Annotated in this window: 10 protein-coding genes, 1 tRNA gene, 1 pseudogene and 1 riboswitch; of the genes and pseudogenes, 6 read left to right on the top strand and 6 right to left on the bottom strand. The window is 72.3% G+C overall.

All coding sequences use genetic code 11. The features are described from left to right. Positions 1–14: 14 nt before the first annotated feature. Positions 15–1,382 (bottom strand): NAD(P)/FAD-dependent oxidoreductase, encoded by a 1,368-nt coding sequence (locus tag ABZO29_RS23565; protein ID WP_367326212.1) that lies wholly within the window; start codon positions 1,380–1,382, stop codon positions 15–17. A 375-nt stretch (positions 1,383–1,757) separates the two neighbouring features. On the opposite strand from ABZO29_RS23565, the gene ABZO29_RS23560 reads away from it, so the two are divergent. Together ABZO29_RS23560 and ABZO29_RS23555 are read left to right on the top strand one after the other, a co-directional pair. Next, positions 1,758–2,522 (top strand): TetR/AcrR family transcriptional regulator, encoded by a 765-nt coding sequence (locus ABZO29_RS23560; RefSeq protein ID WP_367322159.1) that lies wholly within the window; start codon positions 1,758–1,760, stop codon positions 2,520–2,522. A gap of 315 nt (positions 2,523–2,837) precedes the next feature. Further along, the gene (locus tag ABZO29_RS23555; protein WP_367322158.1) at positions 2,838–4,466 is read left to right on the top strand and encodes an RNA polymerase sigma factor; all 1,629 of its coding nucleotides are present in this window, start codon (positions 2,838–2,840) and stop codon (positions 4,464–4,466) included. Between the two features lie 366 nt (positions 4,467–4,832). Here the strand turns inward: ABZO29_RS23555 and ABZO29_RS23550 are convergent, their stop codons facing one another. Then, positions 4,833–6,911: an asparagine synthase-related protein gene (locus ABZO29_RS23550; RefSeq protein ID WP_367322157.1), complete on the bottom strand. Its 2,079-nt coding sequence runs from the start codon at positions 6,909–6,911 to the stop codon at positions 4,833–4,835. Between the two features lie 702 nt (positions 6,912–7,613). Between ABZO29_RS23550 and ABZO29_RS23545 the strand changes: the two genes are divergently transcribed. The 4 genes from ABZO29_RS23545 to ABZO29_RS23530 all read left to right on the top strand — a co-directional run bounded on the left by ABZO29_RS23545 (position 7,614) and on the right by ABZO29_RS23530 (position 12,635). Beyond that, positions 7,614–9,038 carry an MFS transporter gene (locus ABZO29_RS23545; protein ID WP_367322156.1) on the top strand — a complete coding sequence of 475 codons (1,425 nt, stop codon included), beginning with the start codon at positions 7,614–7,616 and terminating at the stop codon, positions 9,036–9,038. Between the two features lie 95 nt (positions 9,039–9,133). Further along, positions 9,134–10,345 carry an L-2-hydroxyglutarate oxidase gene (gene lhgO, locus ABZO29_RS23540; RefSeq protein ID WP_367322155.1) on the top strand — a complete coding sequence of 404 codons (1,212 nt, stop codon included), beginning with the start codon at positions 9,134–9,136 and terminating at the stop codon, positions 10,343–10,345. A gap of 56 nt (positions 10,346–10,401) precedes the next feature. Continuing rightward, complete coding sequence (trmB, locus tag ABZO29_RS23535) at positions 10,402–11,304, top strand: tRNA (guanosine(46)-N7)-methyltransferase TrmB (protein WP_367322154.1); 903 nt, start codon at positions 10,402–10,404, stop codon at positions 11,302–11,304. 50 nt (positions 11,305–11,354) lie between these two features. Next, positions 11,355–12,635 (top strand): PrsW family intramembrane metalloprotease, encoded by a 1,281-nt coding sequence (locus tag ABZO29_RS23530; protein WP_367322153.1) that lies wholly within the window; start codon positions 11,355–11,357, stop codon positions 12,633–12,635. 185 nt (positions 12,636–12,820) lie between these two features. Here ABZO29_RS23530 and ABZO29_RS23525 read toward each other — a convergent pair. The 4 genes and pseudogenes from ABZO29_RS23525 to ABZO29_RS23510 form a co-directional block, all read right to left on the bottom strand. Then, positions 12,821–13,848: pseudogene (locus tag ABZO29_RS23525) on the bottom strand (aldo/keto reductase). Positions 13,849–14,008: 160 nt separating this feature from the next. Further along, positions 14,009–15,031, bottom strand: coding sequence for a M23 family metallopeptidase (locus ABZO29_RS23520; RefSeq protein ID WP_367322152.1), 1,023 nt, complete (start codon positions 15,029–15,031; stop codon positions 14,009–14,011). A gap of 7 nt (positions 15,032–15,038) precedes the next feature. Further along, positions 15,039–15,199, bottom strand: a riboswitch (cyclic di-AMP (ydaO/yuaA leader). Between the two features lie 307 nt (positions 15,200–15,506). Then, positions 15,507–15,580, bottom strand: a tRNA-Met gene (locus tag ABZO29_RS23515). Positions 15,581–15,679: 99 nt separating this feature from the next. Continuing rightward, entirely contained in the window at positions 15,680–16,810 is a 1,131-nt protein-coding gene (locus tag ABZO29_RS23510) for a dihydrofolate reductase family protein (RefSeq protein ID WP_367322151.1), read from the bottom strand. Between the last annotated feature and the right edge of the window lie 9 nt (positions 16,811–16,819).

The raw sequence follows: 16,819 nt of genomic DNA, 5'->3' as shown, positions 1-16,819 counted from the left end.
GTTCCTCGGTCCGGTCAGGACGACCCCTTCGGGTCGTCTGAAGGCTTTCCACCGGCAGCCAGTTCGAACTCCGCCCGGGGATGTTCGAGCGAACCGAGCGAGACGATCTCCCTCTTGAAGAGTCCCGCCAGGGTCCATTCGGCGAGCACGCGCGCCTTGCGGTTGAAGGTCGGCACCCGGCTGAGGTGGTAGGTGCGGTGCATGAACCAGGCCGGGTAGCCCTTCAGCTTGCGCCCGTAGATGTGGGCGACACCCTTGTGCAGGCCCAGGGAGGCCACCGAGCCGACGTATTTGTGGGCGTACGTCTCGAGGGGCTCGCCGCGCAGGGAGTGGGCGATGTTGTCGCCGAGGAGCTTGGCCTGGCGGACCGCGTGCTGGGCGTTGGGGGCGGTCTGCGCGCCGGGTTCCCCGGCGGTCACGTCGGGCACGGCGGCGGCGTCGCCGGCCGCCCACGCGTGCGTGGTGCCCTCGATGGTCAGCTCGGCGGTGCACTTCAGCCGACCACGCTCGTTGAGGGGCAGATCGGTGGCGGCGAGGATCGGGTGGGGTTTCACGCCCGCCGTCCACACGACGGTACGGGTCGGGAAGCGGGCTCCGTCGCTGAGGACGGCGACGCGGTCCGCGCAGGACTCGAGGCGGGTCTTCAGGCGTACGTCGATGTTGCGGCGGCGCAGTTCGGTGACCGTGTAGCGGCCCATCTCCTCGCCGACCTCGGGCAGGATGCGGTCCGAGGCCTCGACGAGGATCCACTTCATGTCCTCGGGCTTGATGTTGTGGTAGTAGCGCGCGGTGTAGCGGGCCATGTCCTCGAGTTCGCCGAGCGCCTCCACGCCGGCGAATCCGCCGCCGACGAAGACGAAGGTCAGGGCCGCGTCGCGGATCGCGGGGTCGCGGGTGGAGGAGGCGATGTCCATCTGCTCGATGACGTGGTTGCGCAGGCCGATGGCCTCCTCGACCGTCTTGAAACCGATGCCGTGCGCGGCCAGGCCGGGGATGGGCAGTGTGCGCGAGATCGAGCCGGGTGCGAGGACCAGCTCGTCGTACGTCAGCTGCTCGGCGCCCGTGCCCTCCTCCTCGGTGGCGAGGGTGGTGAGGGTCGCGGTGCGCTTGGCGTGGTCGATGGCCGTGGCCTCGCCGATGAGGATCCGGCAATGGGGCAGGACGCGGCGCAGCGGTACGACGACATGGCGCGGGGAGATGGCGCCCGCGGCCGCCTCCGGCAGGAACGGCTGATACGTCATGTACGGATCGGGCGTGACGACGGTGATCTCGGCCTCGCCCCGCCTGAGTTCCTGTTTCAGCTTCTGCTGAAGCTGCAGCGCCGTGTACATCCCGACGTAGCCACCGCCGACAACTAGAATGCGCGCACGTTCCTTCACCATCCCATGACGCACCCAGCGCTTGATTTTGTCCACAGGCTCGACAATTTGTGTGACCGTGAGCCCGGTGCACGCAGGGTTGGCCGAATCGTCGACGTTCGGACAGGTGTGCAGGTCAGGGGGTTGTGTCGGGGTGCGGGAGGGGGTGCATTCAGGACGTATACGACCCGTAGTCCGATCGAGGGGCGCTCCGTGCGGAACCTGCCCCTTCTGAATTGACTGCCTCTCAACTATGTTCGTGTGTCGACGGGGTGTAGGGGGAGAGCTCATCAGGGTCCGCGACGGTCGGATCCGGGGACCCGGGCCTGTTCCACACGCCCCGGCACTCGATGGCGGGGAGAGTCTCCGGGGGGAGACGTCATTACCGGGGGATCATTTATGCACATTCAGGACTCTCATTGGTCATCCGCTTCGGCCCTCGCATCCGGGGGCGGAGCGATGAGCGCGGCGGCGGGCAACGGACGCGGGGACGGGGCGCGTACGACGCCGCTGCGCGTGGACGCACAGCGCAATCTTGAGCACGTGCTGCGTGCGGCGCGCGAGGTCTTCGGCGAGCTGGGCTACGGCGCGCCGATGGAGGACGTGGCGCGGCGCGCGCGGGTCGGCGTCGGCACGGTGTACAGGCGTTTTCCGAGCAAGGACGTGCTGGTGCGGCGGATAGCCGAGGAGGAGACCTCACGGCTCACCGACCAGGCGCGTGCCGCGCTCGGCCAGGAGGACGAGCCGTGGTCGGCCCTGTCGCGCTTCCTGCGCACCTCGGTGGCCTCGGGCGCCGGGCGGCTGCTGCCGCCTCAGGTGCTGCAGGTCGGAGTCCCCGACGGTGGCGCCGACGGCGCCCTGGTCGACGAGGCGCGGGTGCCGCAGCAGCGGACCCAGCCGGGCGGCGGGGAGCTGCGACTGGTGGCGGAACAGGGCGCTGCGGCCGGTGTGGACGACGACGCCGGGGCGGCGGCGCTGCTCGGCGTCGTGGGCCAGCTCGTGGAGCGGGCGCGCGCGGCGGGTGAGCTGCGGCCCGATGTGTCGGTGTCGGACGTGCTGCTGGTGATAGCGACGGCGGCGCCTTCGCTGCCCGATGCGGCACAGCAGGCGGCGGCCTCGGCCCGGCTGCTGGACATCCTGCTGGAGGGACTGCGGTCGCGGTAGAGGTGAGCTGCCCGGAGCCGTGCCGGGTCCGTCCCCCGGCTGGGGTAGCTCGAAAGGGTGACTGTGGAGCGTGGGCGCTGCGCCGCCCGCGCATCGACCGACACTCGGAACCTTCGGGCATTTCGGGCGTTGACCAACTCTCGCCGCCGTGATGCCGGTTGGGCCTGCCCCGTACGGGTGAGGGCCGGTAACCCCCTACGGCAAGTCCGCCCGGACGAGTGGATCATGCCCGGCGGGGGGTCTGGCCAAAGGGCCGCTATGGCACTCTGACCCGGTGTTCGGGACTGGTTGGGCAGGCGGCGGGGGCTTACCGCGATGAGCGTTGACGGGCAGGACGGGTCACTGGGTGACGGTGACGCGAGGGCCGGCGGCCGCACACCGCACATTCCGAGTCAGGGCGGGCGGGGCGGCACACCGCGGGACGGCATCCCGCGGGGCGGTACCCCCGCTCCGGCGGCGGGCGGCATCCCGGCACAGCGTGAGTGGCACGAGGACAGCGCCCTGCCGCCGCCCGTCGACACGCCCCGCTCCGACGCGGTGCTGATCGGACGGATGCGTTCGGGCGACGACACGGCGTACGAGGAGCTCTACCGGCGCCACGCGGCCGCCGTGCGCCGGTACGCGCGCACCTGCTGCCGGGACGCCCACACCGCGGACGACCTCACCGCCGAGGTCTTCGCCCGCATGCTCCAGGCCGTACGCGGCGGCTCCGGGCCCGAACACGCCGTACGCGCCTACCTGCTCACCTCCGTGCGCCGTGTCGCCGCGAGCTGGACGCAGTCGGCGCGGCGGGAGCAGCTCGTCGACGACTTCGCCGTCTTCGCCACACAGGCCGCGCGCACGTCGGAGGCGTCCGACGACGCCGCTCTGGACCTCGGCGCGGACGTGCGGGCGATGCACGAGGCCGAGCAGTCCATGGCCATGCGGGCCTTCCGGTCGCTGCCCGAGCGCTGGCAGGCCGTGCTGTGGCACACCGAGGTCGAGGAGGAGTCGCCGAGCGAGGTGGCGGTGCTCTTCGGGCTCGACGCCAACGGCACACGCGTGCTCGCCAGCCGCGCCCGAGAGGGCCTCAAGCAGGCGTACCTCCAGGCGCACGTCAGCGCCGGGCTCGCCGGCGACGAGGAGTGCGCCCGTCACGCCGACCAGCTCGGCACGTACGCCCGCCGCAGACTGCGCACCCGCGCCGAGCGGGGTCTGCGCAAGCACCTGGAGGAGTGCGCCAAGTGCCGGCTGGCCGTCAGCCAGCTCGAGGAAGTCGCGAGCGGCATTCCCGCGGTCGTGCCGGTCGCGGTCGTCGGCTGGTTCGGCGCCGCGGGGTACGCCAAGGCGCTCGGTCTCGTCGCCGGCGCCGCCGGGGCGGGTGCGGCGAGTACGGCCGCCGCGGCGGGCGGTGGCTCGTCGGGCGGGGTGGGCGCCGGTGGCCGGCCGGTGCGGACAGGGATCGCGGCGGGAGTCGTCGCCGTGACGGCTGCGGCCGCCGCGGCGGTGGCGTTCGCGGTCAGTGGCGACGACGGGTCGGCCGAGAAGCCGGTGGCGCAGCCGGCCTCGGCCCCTCCGGTCGTCCAGCCCTCGGACCCGGTGCCGGCGCCCCCGAGGGAGGCGCCGGCACCGCAACAGCCGGTCCTCGCGGCGACGCCCGCACCGCCGTCGGCGGTCCCGCCCACGGTGGAGCAGGCATCGCCGCCGCCCCGTGCACGGTCGGCCACCGTGCTTCCGGCGCGCGCACTGTCCCCGACGCCGTCCCCCTCTCCACCGCCCACCGTCGACCGGCAGCGGAGCCGGCTGTCGCACGATGTCGCCGACGTGTGCACCGAGCCCGGGGTCCGGCTCGGTGAGAGCGGCTGGGTGTGGCAGTGCCACAGTCTGTCGGTCGGCGGGGAGCAGTACACGCACGGTGTGACCCTGCAGGGCCGATCCTCGGTGAGCATCGACATCAGACCGTGAGCCGATGCAGTCAGGGGCACCCGGCGTGGCGCGGGGTGGGACGCGCAACCCTGCACTGACGAGGCGCCGCAAGGGCCTGCGGCCGACGAGGACCGATGAACAGACGCCCGGCGCTGCGCCTACCGGAGGTGGAACGCGCAACCCTGCACTGACGAGGTGCCACCCGCTCCCACCCTCCCCCACTCCCGGCCTCGCTCGAGCGGGGGGCGACCCCAGCACCCCAGGCGGCACGCATGCCCGCGGTTGGGTGGGACGGGCTGCCCGCGGGCTGGGCGAGACTGGCCACCCATCGTTGGGCGGGACCGCTGCCGCGGCTGGGCGGGAACGGGTGCCGGCTGGCCGGATGCACTCGCACCGCACCCCCGCTCAACCGCCGGAGGCCAGTGCCCCCCTGCGCGGTGCGATTCCCGCCGGTACCGCGCGGGCGCGGGCCGGGGTTCCTGTCCAGCAGGTGCCGCGGCGGGCCAGGAGGCGGCGCAGCCAGAGCTCGAGGGAGACCAGGTCGGCCAGGCCGTCCAGGGGGAGTGGTTCGCCCTGGGCGGCGGCGCGCAGGGCCTTGCGGACGACGCGGGCTTCGACCAGGCCCGCCTCCGCAAGGAGCGGGGTGTCGAAGAGCCCGATGAGGGAGTCGGCGGCCACCCGCAGGCCGGTGCGCGCGGCTGCCGCGGCGGAGGCGTGCGAGGGGGCGCCCCAGCCGGGCGGGAGGTCGGCCACTCCCGCGCCCTCCAGGACGGTGCGCAGGATGGCGGCCCGCGCACCCGGCTGGACGCGCAGTGTCTCGGGAAGGGCGCGGCAGGCCCGTACGACCTGGTTGTCGAGGAAGGGGGCGTGCAGGCGCTGGGAGCGGATCTCGGCCGCCTGTTCCAGGATCCGCAGGTCCGCCGCGTACCTCGCCAGCGCCGCACGCGCACGGTAGTCGCCGGGCCGCTGGCCCGGGCCGACTGCGGAGCGGTTCGTCGAGCCCTGCAGCAGAACCGATACTTCAGCGAGGGCCTCGCCTGTCAGCCAGCGCGCCGCCGGCCCCGGTCTGGCCCAGGTGAGCGCCGCCAGGGACGCTCCCACCGCGCCCCCGGGCTCGTCGAAGCGGCGGTGGAGCAGGCGGTCGGCGAGGGCCTCCACGCCCGTCCGGTACGGCGTACGGGCCAGTCGGCGTGCCGCGCCGTACACGCGCGCGGGGACCAGCACCGAACCGTCCGCCTTGGCCAGCGCGGCGACGGGGCGTACGAGATGGCGCCGCTTGCGGTCCATGAGGAGGTCCGCGAGGCGAGCGGGGTGGGCGTCCAGCACCTGCCGGGCGCCGTATCCCGTGAAGTGGTCCGCACTGCCGGACACCAGGCGCGCCCTGTGGCGGGCCGCCATGACCAGGCTCGGTCCCGGTTCGTCCGTCAGCGGGCCGTCCAGGTCGGCGTACGGGAGGGTCTCCTCGCCGCCCGCCACCACCACATGGTGCAGACGGGGGTTGGCCGCGAGCGTCCCCGCCCGCTCCAGCTCGGCCTCCCGGCCGCTCACGACGAGGTCGTTGAACGTGACGGCGAGCAGCCGCTCCCCCGCGCCCGTGCCGTGGCCCAGGACCGTGCCGGGCGCCCCGGGGAGACCGGCGGCGAGGAGCGCCAGCGTGCCCGACGCCGGGCCGCCGGACAGGTCCGCCCCGATGCCCGGAACCGGCATCCCGCGCGCGGCGCGGCGCTCGGCCGGTCCCATCCCGGGTACGGGACCGGGGTCGATCTCGGGGACGTGCCGGGGAGCGGAGAGGCGCGCGCGCACCGCCTCCACGAGCGCGTCGCGCACGGCGTCGACCGCGCTGTCCGGGTCGGCCGAGGGTGCCGCCACCGCGAGGGAGGCGACCGGCTCGTACCCGGCGATCTCTCGCGCCCCGGTGCGCAGGATCAGCGCGTGCCCCGGCGGAATGCGCCGTACGCCGTCGTAGGGAGTGGAGTCGTGCAGTGCGGCCGGTACGTCGGGGGCCGCGAGCAGCGCGGCGAGGTGGCCGAAGTCGAGGTTGGCCTCGATGAGGTCGGCGAGCGGCAGGGCGGCCGTCGCGTACGCCGTACCGTCCGCCCAGGGGGTGTAGAAGACCGGGCGGGCGCCCGCCAGATCACCGCAGACGGTGATTCGCCGCCCGACCTGGACGACGGCCGTGTAACTGCCCGGCCAGGTGGTCAGATGCCGGAGTGCGCCTCCGCGCGCGGCGAACAGCCCGACCCGCAGCTGCTCGTCGGATGCTCCGCAGGTGCCGAGGACGGCGATCCGGGTCCGGGCGTCGGCCCTGATCACCCGCACCTCGTCGGGGCGCCAGTCCCCGACCGCCCACAGGGGGTCGGGGTCGCCCCACAGGAGCTGGGAGCCCACCGGGTGCACGGTCTCGCCGTCGAATCCGGTGGCTCCGCCGGAGCCGGCCTCGACGGCCGCCGCGGCGGTGCTGCTCCATCCCACCAACCACCGCATCGCCGCCTCCACAGGCTGTGGACAACCAGTGCACCGTACGAACGGTTCACATGCTGCCACGAAGAACGCCTCTCAGAGGGCGTCGGCGCCGCTTGCGATCCCAGGAGTGCGCCGTCGCGAATCCTTGCGAACGGCTGCGCGCCGACCCGAACACCCGGGCGAGGCATGGCGACTGCGACGTGAATGCGCCCCCGAAACGCTCCCTGAAAACACCCTTCGCGCCCTCAATTTCCGTGGTGGGAGCGGTAATCAACCGCGAAGGGCGGGGTCGATTTTCGGCCAAATCGAGGGCACGCGACAGCGGCAGGGGCGAGCGCGCGCACGCTCCGTACACGCCCTCCGCGGCGCAACTCGCGCGCGCAGCCCGGGAGGTGGAGTCCACCCCCCGGACCGGTCCGCCGCCCGCGGGGATGGAGGCGGCGGTGTCCCCCAGCCCACTGGATCCAGTACAGCGGGCCGACCCACGCACGGCCCATGGAACCGCTCCCCGGGTGGCCGGAGAAGAGCGCACGGGCGGGCGCACAGCCACACAGCGGGAGCACAACGCAACAGTCCGTACGTAAGGCCAAACTTCAGTACGGACCACAATCCCGCCATCCGGAATAATGCCTCTTAACGCTTGGGATGCGGCGAACTACGCTGGGTTTACGAATGCCGCGTGGTTATGCCAGCGCGGCAGCCGTCTGTGTCGAGGGGTGGCGCATGTCCAGGGAGCAACGCGGGCCGAACGAAAAGCTCGGCGCCGTTCTCGCCCTCGCGGGAATCAGCAACGCAGGACTCGCGCGACGCGTCAACGACCTTGGCGCTCAACGCGGGTTGACTCTTCGCTACGACAAGACGTCGGTGGCGCGCTGGGTGTCGAAGGGCATGGTGCCGCAGGGCGCCGCGCCGCACCTCATCGCCGCGGCCATCGCCCAGAAGCTCGGCCGCCCGGTACCGCTCCACGAGATCGGTCTGGCGGACGCGGATCCCGCACCCGAAGTGGGCCTCGCCTTCCCCCGGGACGTCGGACAGGCGGTGAAGTCGGCGACGGAGCTGTACCGTCTCGACCTCGCCGGACGCCGCGCCGGCTCCGGCGGCATCTGGCAGTCGCTGGCCGGATCGTTCGCAGTGAGCGCGTACGCAACGCCCGCCTCACGGTGGCTGATAACCCCGGCCGACAGTTCGGTCGCGCGCGAGGCGAACCCCGCGGAGGGCTCGGGCGCACCGCTCAAAGTCGGCCACAGCGATGTGCAGAAACTGCGGGAGGCCGCCGAGGACGCCAGGCGCTGGGACTCCAAGTACGGAGGCGGCGACTGGCGTTCGTCGATGGTGCCGGAGTGCCTGAGGGTCGAGGCGGCGCCGCTGCTGCTCGGCTCGTACTCCGACGAAGTCGGCAGAGCGCTCTTCGGGGCGAGCGCCGAACTCACCCGCCTCGCGGGCTGGATGGCCTTCGACACGGGCCAGCAGGAGGCCGCGCAGAGGTACTACATACAGGCGCTTCGCCTCGCGCGCGCGGCAGCCGACGTACCCCTCGGGGGGTACGTGCTGGCCTCCATGTCGCTGCAGGCCACCTACCGCGGCTTCGGCGACGAGGGCGTCGACCTCGCCCAGGCCGCCCTGGAACGCAACCGCGGTCTGGCCACGGCCCGCACCATGAGCTTCTTCCGCCTGGTCGAGGCACGCGCGCACGCGCGCGCGGGTGACGCGCATGCGGCGGGCGCGGCCCTGAAGGCGGCCGAGGGCTGGCTGGAGCGGTCCAGGGACGGCGACAACGACCCCTCCTGGCTCGGCTTCTACTCCTACGACCGCTTCGCCGCCGACGCAGCCGAGTGCTACCGCGACCTGAAGGCACCGCGGCAGGTGCGCCGCTTCACGGAGCAGGCGCTGTCGAAGCCGACGGAGGAGTTCGTGCGCTCGCACGGGCTGCGTCTCGTCGTGTCGGCGGTCGCCGAACTGGAGTCCGGCAACCTCGATGCGGCATGCGAGCAGGGCGTGCGGGCGGTGGAGGTCGCGGGGCGCATATCGTCGGCGCGTACCACCGAGTACGTGAAGGATCTTCTCCACCGGCTGGAGCCGTACGGCGACGAGCCGCGGGTGGTGGAGTTGCGGGAGCGGGCGCGGCCACTGCTGGTGGCCCCGGCGTAAGCGTTCCGCTCGGAGCGCCGGGTGTCCTTGCCTGTGCTGCCCTCCCCTGGGTTTGAAGTCGCTGTCAGTGGCGCAGTGCACTATCGGAGTGGGAGGTGGTGCAGGTGGTCGCCTACGACTGTGACGTGCTCGTCGTCGGTGGTGGCATCGTCGGGCTGTCCACGGCGTTCGCGATCACGCGGGCCGCGCCGGGCACGCGGGTGACGGTGCTGGAGAAGGAGCCGGGGCCGGCCCGGCATCAGACGGGGCGCAACAGCGGCGTCATCCACAGCGGGATCTACTACCGGCCGGGGTCGCTGAAGGCGCGGTACGCGGTGCGGGGTGCCGCCGAGATGGTCAAGTTCTGCGCCGAGTTCGGCATCACGCACGCGGTCACCGGCAAGCTGATCGTGGCGACGGAGCGGGAGGAACTGCCGCGGCTGCACGCGCTCGTCCAGCGCGGGCGGGAGAACGGGATTCCGGTACGGGAACTGGGCACCGCCCAGATCGCCGAGTACGAGCCGGAGGTGCGGGGGCTCGCCGCGATCCACGTCGGGACGACGGGCGTGTGCGACTTCGCCGGGGTCGCGCGGCAGCTCGGCGAGGCGTCGGGGGCGGAGATCCGGTACGGGGCCCGGGTCGTACAGGTGGACCGGCGGCCGGAGCTGGGGGTCGCCGTGCGGACGGAGCGCGGCGAGGTCGTACGCGCGCGGGTGCTGGTGAACTGCGCCGGGCTGTACTGCGACGACCTGGCCCGGATGACGGGGGACGAACCCGGGGTGCGAATCGTGCCGTTCCGGGGCGAGTACTACGAGCTGGCGCGGCCGGAGCTGGTGCGGGGGCTGGTGTATCCGGTGCCGGACCCGGCGTTTCCGTTCCTCGGGGTGCATCTGACGCGAGGGATCGACGGAGAGGTGCACGTCGGGCCCAATGCGGTGCCGGCGCTGGCCCGGGAGGGGTACGCGTGGGGGGTCGTACGGCCGCGGGAGGTGGCGGCGACGGTGGCCTGGCCCGGGGTGTGGCGGATGGGGCGGCGGCACTGGCGGTACGGGGTGGGGGAGCTGCGGCGGTCGGTGTCCAAGGGGGCGTTCGTGGCGGCGGTGCGCAGGCTGCTGCCGGCCGTTGAGGAGGGAGACCTGGTGGCGGCGGCCGCGGGGGTGCGGGCGCAAGCGGTGGGGCGGGACGGGGGGCTGGTGGACGACTTCCTGATCCAGGAGGGGGCGCGGGCCGTGCATGTGCTCAATGCCCCGTCGCCTGCGGCGACCGCTTCGCTGCCGATCGGGCGGGAGGTGGCGAGGAGGGCGTTGGCCGTGCTGGGATCCGCGTGAAAGGCCGCGGTGCCCGCGGACTGACGGCGTCCGGGCCGCCGTAAAATCGACTCACTGTGTCTGACTCCGTGAACACCCCCGAAGCCCCCCGGTCCGCCCCTGTGGAGACGCCCCGGCATGTGCCCGGTGTGTCCGTTCGGCATACGCGCGCCAAGGGGGAGCCGCGGTTTCCCGACGGGCCGAAGGCTGATCCTGCCGGGTCGCACTTCGAGCGGCGGATCCGGAGTTTTCAGCCGCGCCGCAGCCGGGTGACAGCCGGGCAGGCGGACGCGTTGCAGCGACTGTGGGCCAAGTGGGGGCTCGACATCGACGGGCAGCAGGTCGTGGATCCGGCCGAGCTGTTCGGGAACGGCAATCCCGTCGTGCTCGAGATCGGGTTCGGGATGGGAGAGGCCACCGCTCAGATGGCCGCCGCCGATCCCGGCACCAACATCCTCGCCGTGGACGTGCACACCCCTGGACAGGGCAATCTGCTCAATCTGGCGGACAGGAGCGGGCTGACCAACATCCGGGTGGCGAACGGGGACGCGATCATCCTGCTCCGCGAGATGCTCGGCCCCGACTCGCTGGACGGGTTGCGTGTCTACTTTCCCGACCCCTGGCCCAAGAAGCGGCACCACAAGCGACGGCTCATCCAGCCGCTGTTCCTCAGCCTCGCCGCCACGCGGCTGAAGCCGGGGGCGATCCTGCACTGTGCGACGGACTGGGAGCCGTACGCCCAGCAGATGCTCGAGGTGCTCAGCGCGCATCCCGACTTCGAGAACACCCAGGCCGGCGGCGGTTTCGCGCCGCGCCCCGACTTCCGGCCGCTGACCCGTTTCGAGGGCCAGGGACTGGACAAGGGTCATGTGGTGAACGATCTGCTCTTCCGCCGCGTACAGCACCGGGGGCAGTCGGACGAGCAGCGACAACCGCACCTCGCAGACCAGCCCTCCCCCGATCGTCCCGCCGGCGACTGACGCACGAGGCACCGTCGCGGGCGGCGCACTCCCTCGTTAGGGTCGATGCCGTGGCCACCTGTCCCCCGTACCCGACACACCACAGCGGCCTCACCGGCGGTGCGCTTCGGCACGCACACTGGTGGCAGCGGACGTGGGTTCGGTACGGGGCACTGATCACCCTCCTCTCGCTCTCGGGGCTCGTCATCCTCGCGCTCGTGCGGAGGCAGACCGGCACGGAGGGGTTCCTCGTCGGGCTCGGGCTCGCGGTCCTGCCCGTGCCGCTGCTCATCGCCGCCTTCCGCTGGCTCGACCGCGTGGAGCCCGGGCCCTGGCGCAACCTGCTGTTCGCCTTCGCCTGGGGCGCCTGTGCCGCCGCGCTGATCGCCATCGTCGCCAACAGCTTCGCCACGAAGTGGATAGCGACGGCCACCGCCGACCCGTCCAGCGCCGACACCCTCGGCGCCACCGTCATCGCGCCCGTCGTCGAGGAGTCGGCCAAGGCCGCCGCCGTCTTACTGGTCTTCCTCTTCCGCAGACGGGACTTCACCGGGATCGTCGACGGGGTGGTGATAGCGGGGGTCACGGCCACCGGCTTCGCCTTCACCGAGAACATCCTCTACCTCGGTACCGCCTTCGGTACCGACCAGCTCACCGGCGACAGCGGCATCGCCTCCGTCACCGCGGCGACCTTCTTCGTCCGCGTCATCATGTCCCCGTTCGCGCACCCCCTGTTCACCGTCCTCACCGGCATCGGCTTCGGCGTCGCCGCGCTCTCCGGGGACCGGCAGCACCTGCGGCGCGTCCTGCTCCCGCTGTCCGGGCTGCTGCTCGCGATGGGCATGCACGCCTTCTGGAACGGCTCGTCGACCTTCGGCGAGTACGGGTTCTTCGCCGTGTACGGGGCGTTCATGGTGCCCGCGTTCGGGCTGCTGACCTGGCTGGTCATCTGGACACGGCAGCGTGAGCTGCGGACCGTGCGCGAGGAGTTGCCCGCCTATGCCGTCGCCGGCTGGCTGATGCCGGCCGAGCCGTTCGTGCTCGGCTCGATGCGGGCCCGGCGGCTGGCGCGGGAGTACGCCGCACAACACTTCGGAAAGCCGGCCGCGCGGGCCGTGGCGCAGTACGAGGCGTACGCGACGTCCCTGGCGTTCCTGCGGCACCGGGGGCGCCGGGGCCGGGCGGGGGCCGACTTCGTCGTACGGGAAGGGGAGCTGCTGCAGGAGCTGTGGTGGCGGCGGGAGGTGGCACGGCCCGCGCTGGACTACGCGGCACGGGTGGCTCCGGCGGTCTGGCCGGGGTACACGCATTCGGCGGTGCCGTATCCCATGTACAACCCGTACCAGTGGTAGGCACATGGGTTGCGGAGAGTCCGGCACCGCCGGGACGGATCGCCGCCGCTGAGCGCCGCTGCGGCGAGGGGAACTCCTAGGGCCTGAGTCCGGCGGATCATGCCGCAGACTCGGGGCATGGCACGCCCGTCTGCCGCGTTGTCGTCGGTTGCCGACTCCCCCGTCGCCCCGCTCACCTGGGCTGATCAGATGCCGTTGATTCTCTGCGACCTGATCCGCCGGACAGGCCTGGCCCAGGCCGAGGCCTCCGTCAGCTTCGCCGCCTGCGCCTCCGTCAGCTCCAGCTCCGCCACCCCCAGCAGCGCCGGAAGCTGGGCCGGCGTCCTCGCGGAGGCGATCGGTGCCGCCACCGTCGGGCGGCTTGCGAGCCAGGCCAGGGCGACCGTGGCGGCCGGGGCGTCGTGGGCCGCGGCGATCTCGTCCAGGGCGGTGAGGACCCGGGCGCCGCGCTCGGTGTCCAGATGCTTGCCGGCGCCCTGGGCGCGCGGGCTCTCGACCGTCGTACCGGGGCGGTACTTGCCGGTGAGGAAGCCGGAGGCGAGCGCGTAGTACGGGACGGTGGCGAGGCCGGAGCGGGCGGCGAGGTCCTGGAGGTCGCCCTCGTAGGTGTCGCGTGAGACCAGGTTGTAGTGGGGCTGGAGGGCCACGTAGCGGGCCAGGCCCTCGCGGTCGGAGAACTCGAGGGACGCCCGCAGGCGCTCCGGCGAGATGTTGGAGGCCGCGATGTGCCGCACCTTGCCCGCCTTCACCAGTTCGTCGAGGGCGCCGACGATCTCCTCGACGGGCACCTCGGGCTTGTCGAAGTGCGTGTAGTAGAGGTCTATGTAGTCGGTGCCGAGGCGGCGCAGGGAGGCGTCGGCGGCCGCCTTGATGTTGGCGGCGGTCAGGCCCTGGTACTCCGGATGCTGGCTGACCTTGGTGGCGATGACGACGTCCGAGCGGTTGCCGCACGCCCTGACCCTCCCCCACTCTCGGCTTCGCTCGAGCGGGGGGATCCCCATCCGATGATCGTCTCGGACTCGCCGCCCTGGTTGCCGGCGGCCCACGCCGAGTAGGAGTCGGCGGTGTCGACGAAGTTGCCGCCGACGGGCGCGTAGGCGTCGAGGACGGCGAAGGAGGCCGTCTCGTCGGCGGTCCAGCCGAAGACGTTGCCGCCGAGGGCGAGCGGGAAGACCTCGAGGTCGGATGAGCCGAGCTTGCGAAGAGAAGTCATGCTCAACGTCAACAGCCGCGACGGAGGCCCCTCTTCCGAGACAGCCGCAAAGTTCCCGTAAACGTGCGGAAGTTAAGGTTCCGGAAGCGGAAAACGCCGGACCGGCAGCCCTGACGTGGGGGGTTTTCGTCAGGACCGCCGGGGTCGGATGGGGTGTGCGTCAGGGGTTGAGGCCCCTGCTCCGCAGCCACGCCATGGGGTCGATCCCGTCGGCCTGGCCGTTCGGGTGGACCTCGAGGTGCAGGTGCGGCCCGGTCACGTTGCCCGTCGCGCCCACGCGGCCGATGACGTCGCCGGTGCTGACCTTCTGTCCCACGCTCACGCTGATCGACGACTGGTGGCAGAACCACAGCTCGGTGCCGTCGTCGAGGGTGAGGATCGTGCGGTAGCCGTAGGAGCCGGACCAGCCCGCCTCGGTGATCGTGCCACTGTGGATCGCCTTGATCGGCGTGCCCGTGGGAGCGGCGAAGTCGAGGCCCGTGTGGTAGCCGGAGGACCACATGGAGCCGGCCTGACCGAAGGTCGAGGTGATGGTGTACGAGGAGGTCGGCAGCGTGTACTGCCTGGCCAGCTCGGCGAGGCGCTCGGCCTCCGCCTTCCGCGCGGCCTCCTCCTCCGCCTTCTTCTTGGCGGCGGCGGCCGCCTCCGCGGCCTCCTTCTCCGCCTGCGCCGCCGCCTCGGCGGCCTGCTTGGCCACGGCGGCCTCGGTGGCCAGCTGGGCCTTGGTGTCGACCTGGACCTTCTGCGACTGGGCCTGCGCCATGATCCGGTCGCGCAGCGCGTCGCCGGCGCCGTTGGTGCCCTCGGTGGTGTCGTCGGCGCTCACGACGCTGCTGAGCGCGGCCGTGGCCGGCTTGGCGTCCGAGGCGTCGTCCGAGAGGAACGAGGGCAGGTCGGGCATGGAGATGGACACCGGCGGCTTGCCGGTGTTGGCGCTGGCCATGCCGCCCGCGCCGACGGCGGCGATGACGCCGACGCCCAGAACGGTGGAGCTGCGGGCGAGTCCCCCGCCGCGCTGCTTGCTGACGCGATGCCGGCCGCGTACCGGCTGAATGGACTCCTCGGTGGGGTTCCACTCCTCCCAGGGGCCCTCGTCGGTGCGGTAGCTGCCGTAGCCGAAGGTCTCGGGAGTGCGCTGGCTCGGCACGAACGGGGCTTGTGGGGCAGGCCGGTTGGACGCCACGAAGGCGTACTCCTTTCCTTCCGTCGCCTACCGGGTTAGCTGACGGGTTCGGAGCGGGAAGGTCTCCTACGCGCGTATACCAGCCGGTAGTCACCGGCGGCATTCCGCGCGATTCACCCCAAGTTGGTGGTTCCCCGGTTCCCTTGCGGGATTCGGCACGTGAGCACGGAGCCGCCTCTTGTGACGGCTGGGACGACCGCGCTGCGTTATCGAACGTTAATAGACGTGGACACCGGATTCCAAGCTGTTCCACTTGATCATTAACTTTTTTGGCCCGGACCAACGGGCCATGACCGTCTTAAATCGGGCGAGTTGGCCGTGCCTCAGGATTCCCACAGGTTTTGACGGTGTATCAATTGTTATGCGGAGGGCGGTCGCGCGCTCACCCCCGGTAACAACGATCAAGAGAGTCATACGGCGAGCCGAAACACACCGAGGGCCGGGACCCTCATGGGTCCCGGCCCTCGGCCTTCAGTAGCGGGGACAGGATTTGAACCTGCGACCTCTGGGTTATGAGCCCAGCGAGCTACCGAGCTGCTCCACCCCGCGTCGGTGTGACACCAGTGTACGCCATGCGCGGGACACGAAGCACAAGGGTTTGTCCGGGGGGAGTCCCGGACGCCACTCGCGCACCTGCGGCCGGACCGCTCACGCCGGCAGATGGCGGTTGGGCGCCTTGGCCCGCTCCTCGTATTCCGGGAGTACGACGACCTCCGCGCCCTCGGCCGCCAGCACCCCGCTCCCGTCGGCACTCTCGACGAAGGTGTCAGGCTCACGCCACGCCGTCACGACCCGCCGTACCCCGGCGTCGAGGATCAGCCGTGCGCACGGCGCGGGCCGGGACGACCGCCGTGCGCACGGTTCCAGGCTGCTGTACACCGTCGCGGAGCCGAGCCGCGGGTCCGTCGCGGACACCTTGGCCAGCGCCGCCTCCTCCGCGTGCACCACGGTGTCACCCCCCTCCCGTGAGTACCCCCGCGCCAGCTCGGTCCCGTCGGCCGCCACGACCACCGCCCCCACGCTGAACGCGGTCTCCGACGGCGGACACTGCGCCGCCAGCTCACACGCGAGCGCCAGCCAGTGCCGGTCGGCCGCCGAGGCGGACCCCCCGCTGCCGGGTGCGGTCGGCTCGTACCGCATCAGGACGACGTCCTCGATCCGCCGGGTCTCCACCAGCCGCAGCCGCCCGCCCTGGTACCCGCCCGGGCCGAACAGCCGGGGCGCGTCCGGCTCGCCGACGAACAGCGGCGCGAGCACGAGCTGCAGCTCGTCCGCCAGCCCCTGCTGGAGCAGCTGGGTGTGGACGGTGCCGCCGCCCTCGACCATGAGCCGTCGTACACCGCGCACGTCGTGGAGGTGTTCCAGCAGTCGCCGCCAGTCGAGATCGGGGCCGAGGGAGACGACGTCGGCCCCGAGGCGCAGTGACCGTGCCCGTTCCGCGCCCTTTTCCGTCGTATAGACGACCTTCTCGCCGCCCGTGTGCCAGAAGTTCGCCGTGGGGTCCAGCTCACCGGATCCGCTGACCGTGACCTTCAGTGGGTACTCCGGCTGTCCCGCGGCGACCCGGGCGGCCCGCCGCTCGGGCGAGTTGACCAGGAGCCGGGGGTTGTCGGCGCGGATCGTGCCGGCGCCGACGAGGATGGCGTCGACGGACGCCCGCACCTCGTCGACCCGGTCGAAGTCGCCGGGGCTGGAGAGCAGCAGCCGCTCCGGGCCGGTGTCGTCGAGGTAGCCGTCGAGGGAGACGGCGGCGGACAGCAGGACGTACGGGTGGGGCATCGACGCGCT

Origin of the sequence: Streptomyces sp. HUAS ZL42, from assembly GCF_040782645.1 — a bacterium.
Taxonomy (GTDB): Bacteria; Actinomycetota; Actinomycetes; order Streptomycetales; family Streptomycetaceae; genus Streptomyces.
The sequence above is the reverse complement of the archived record's forward strand: the minus strand, read 5'-3'. Positions and strand labels throughout refer to the sequence as shown.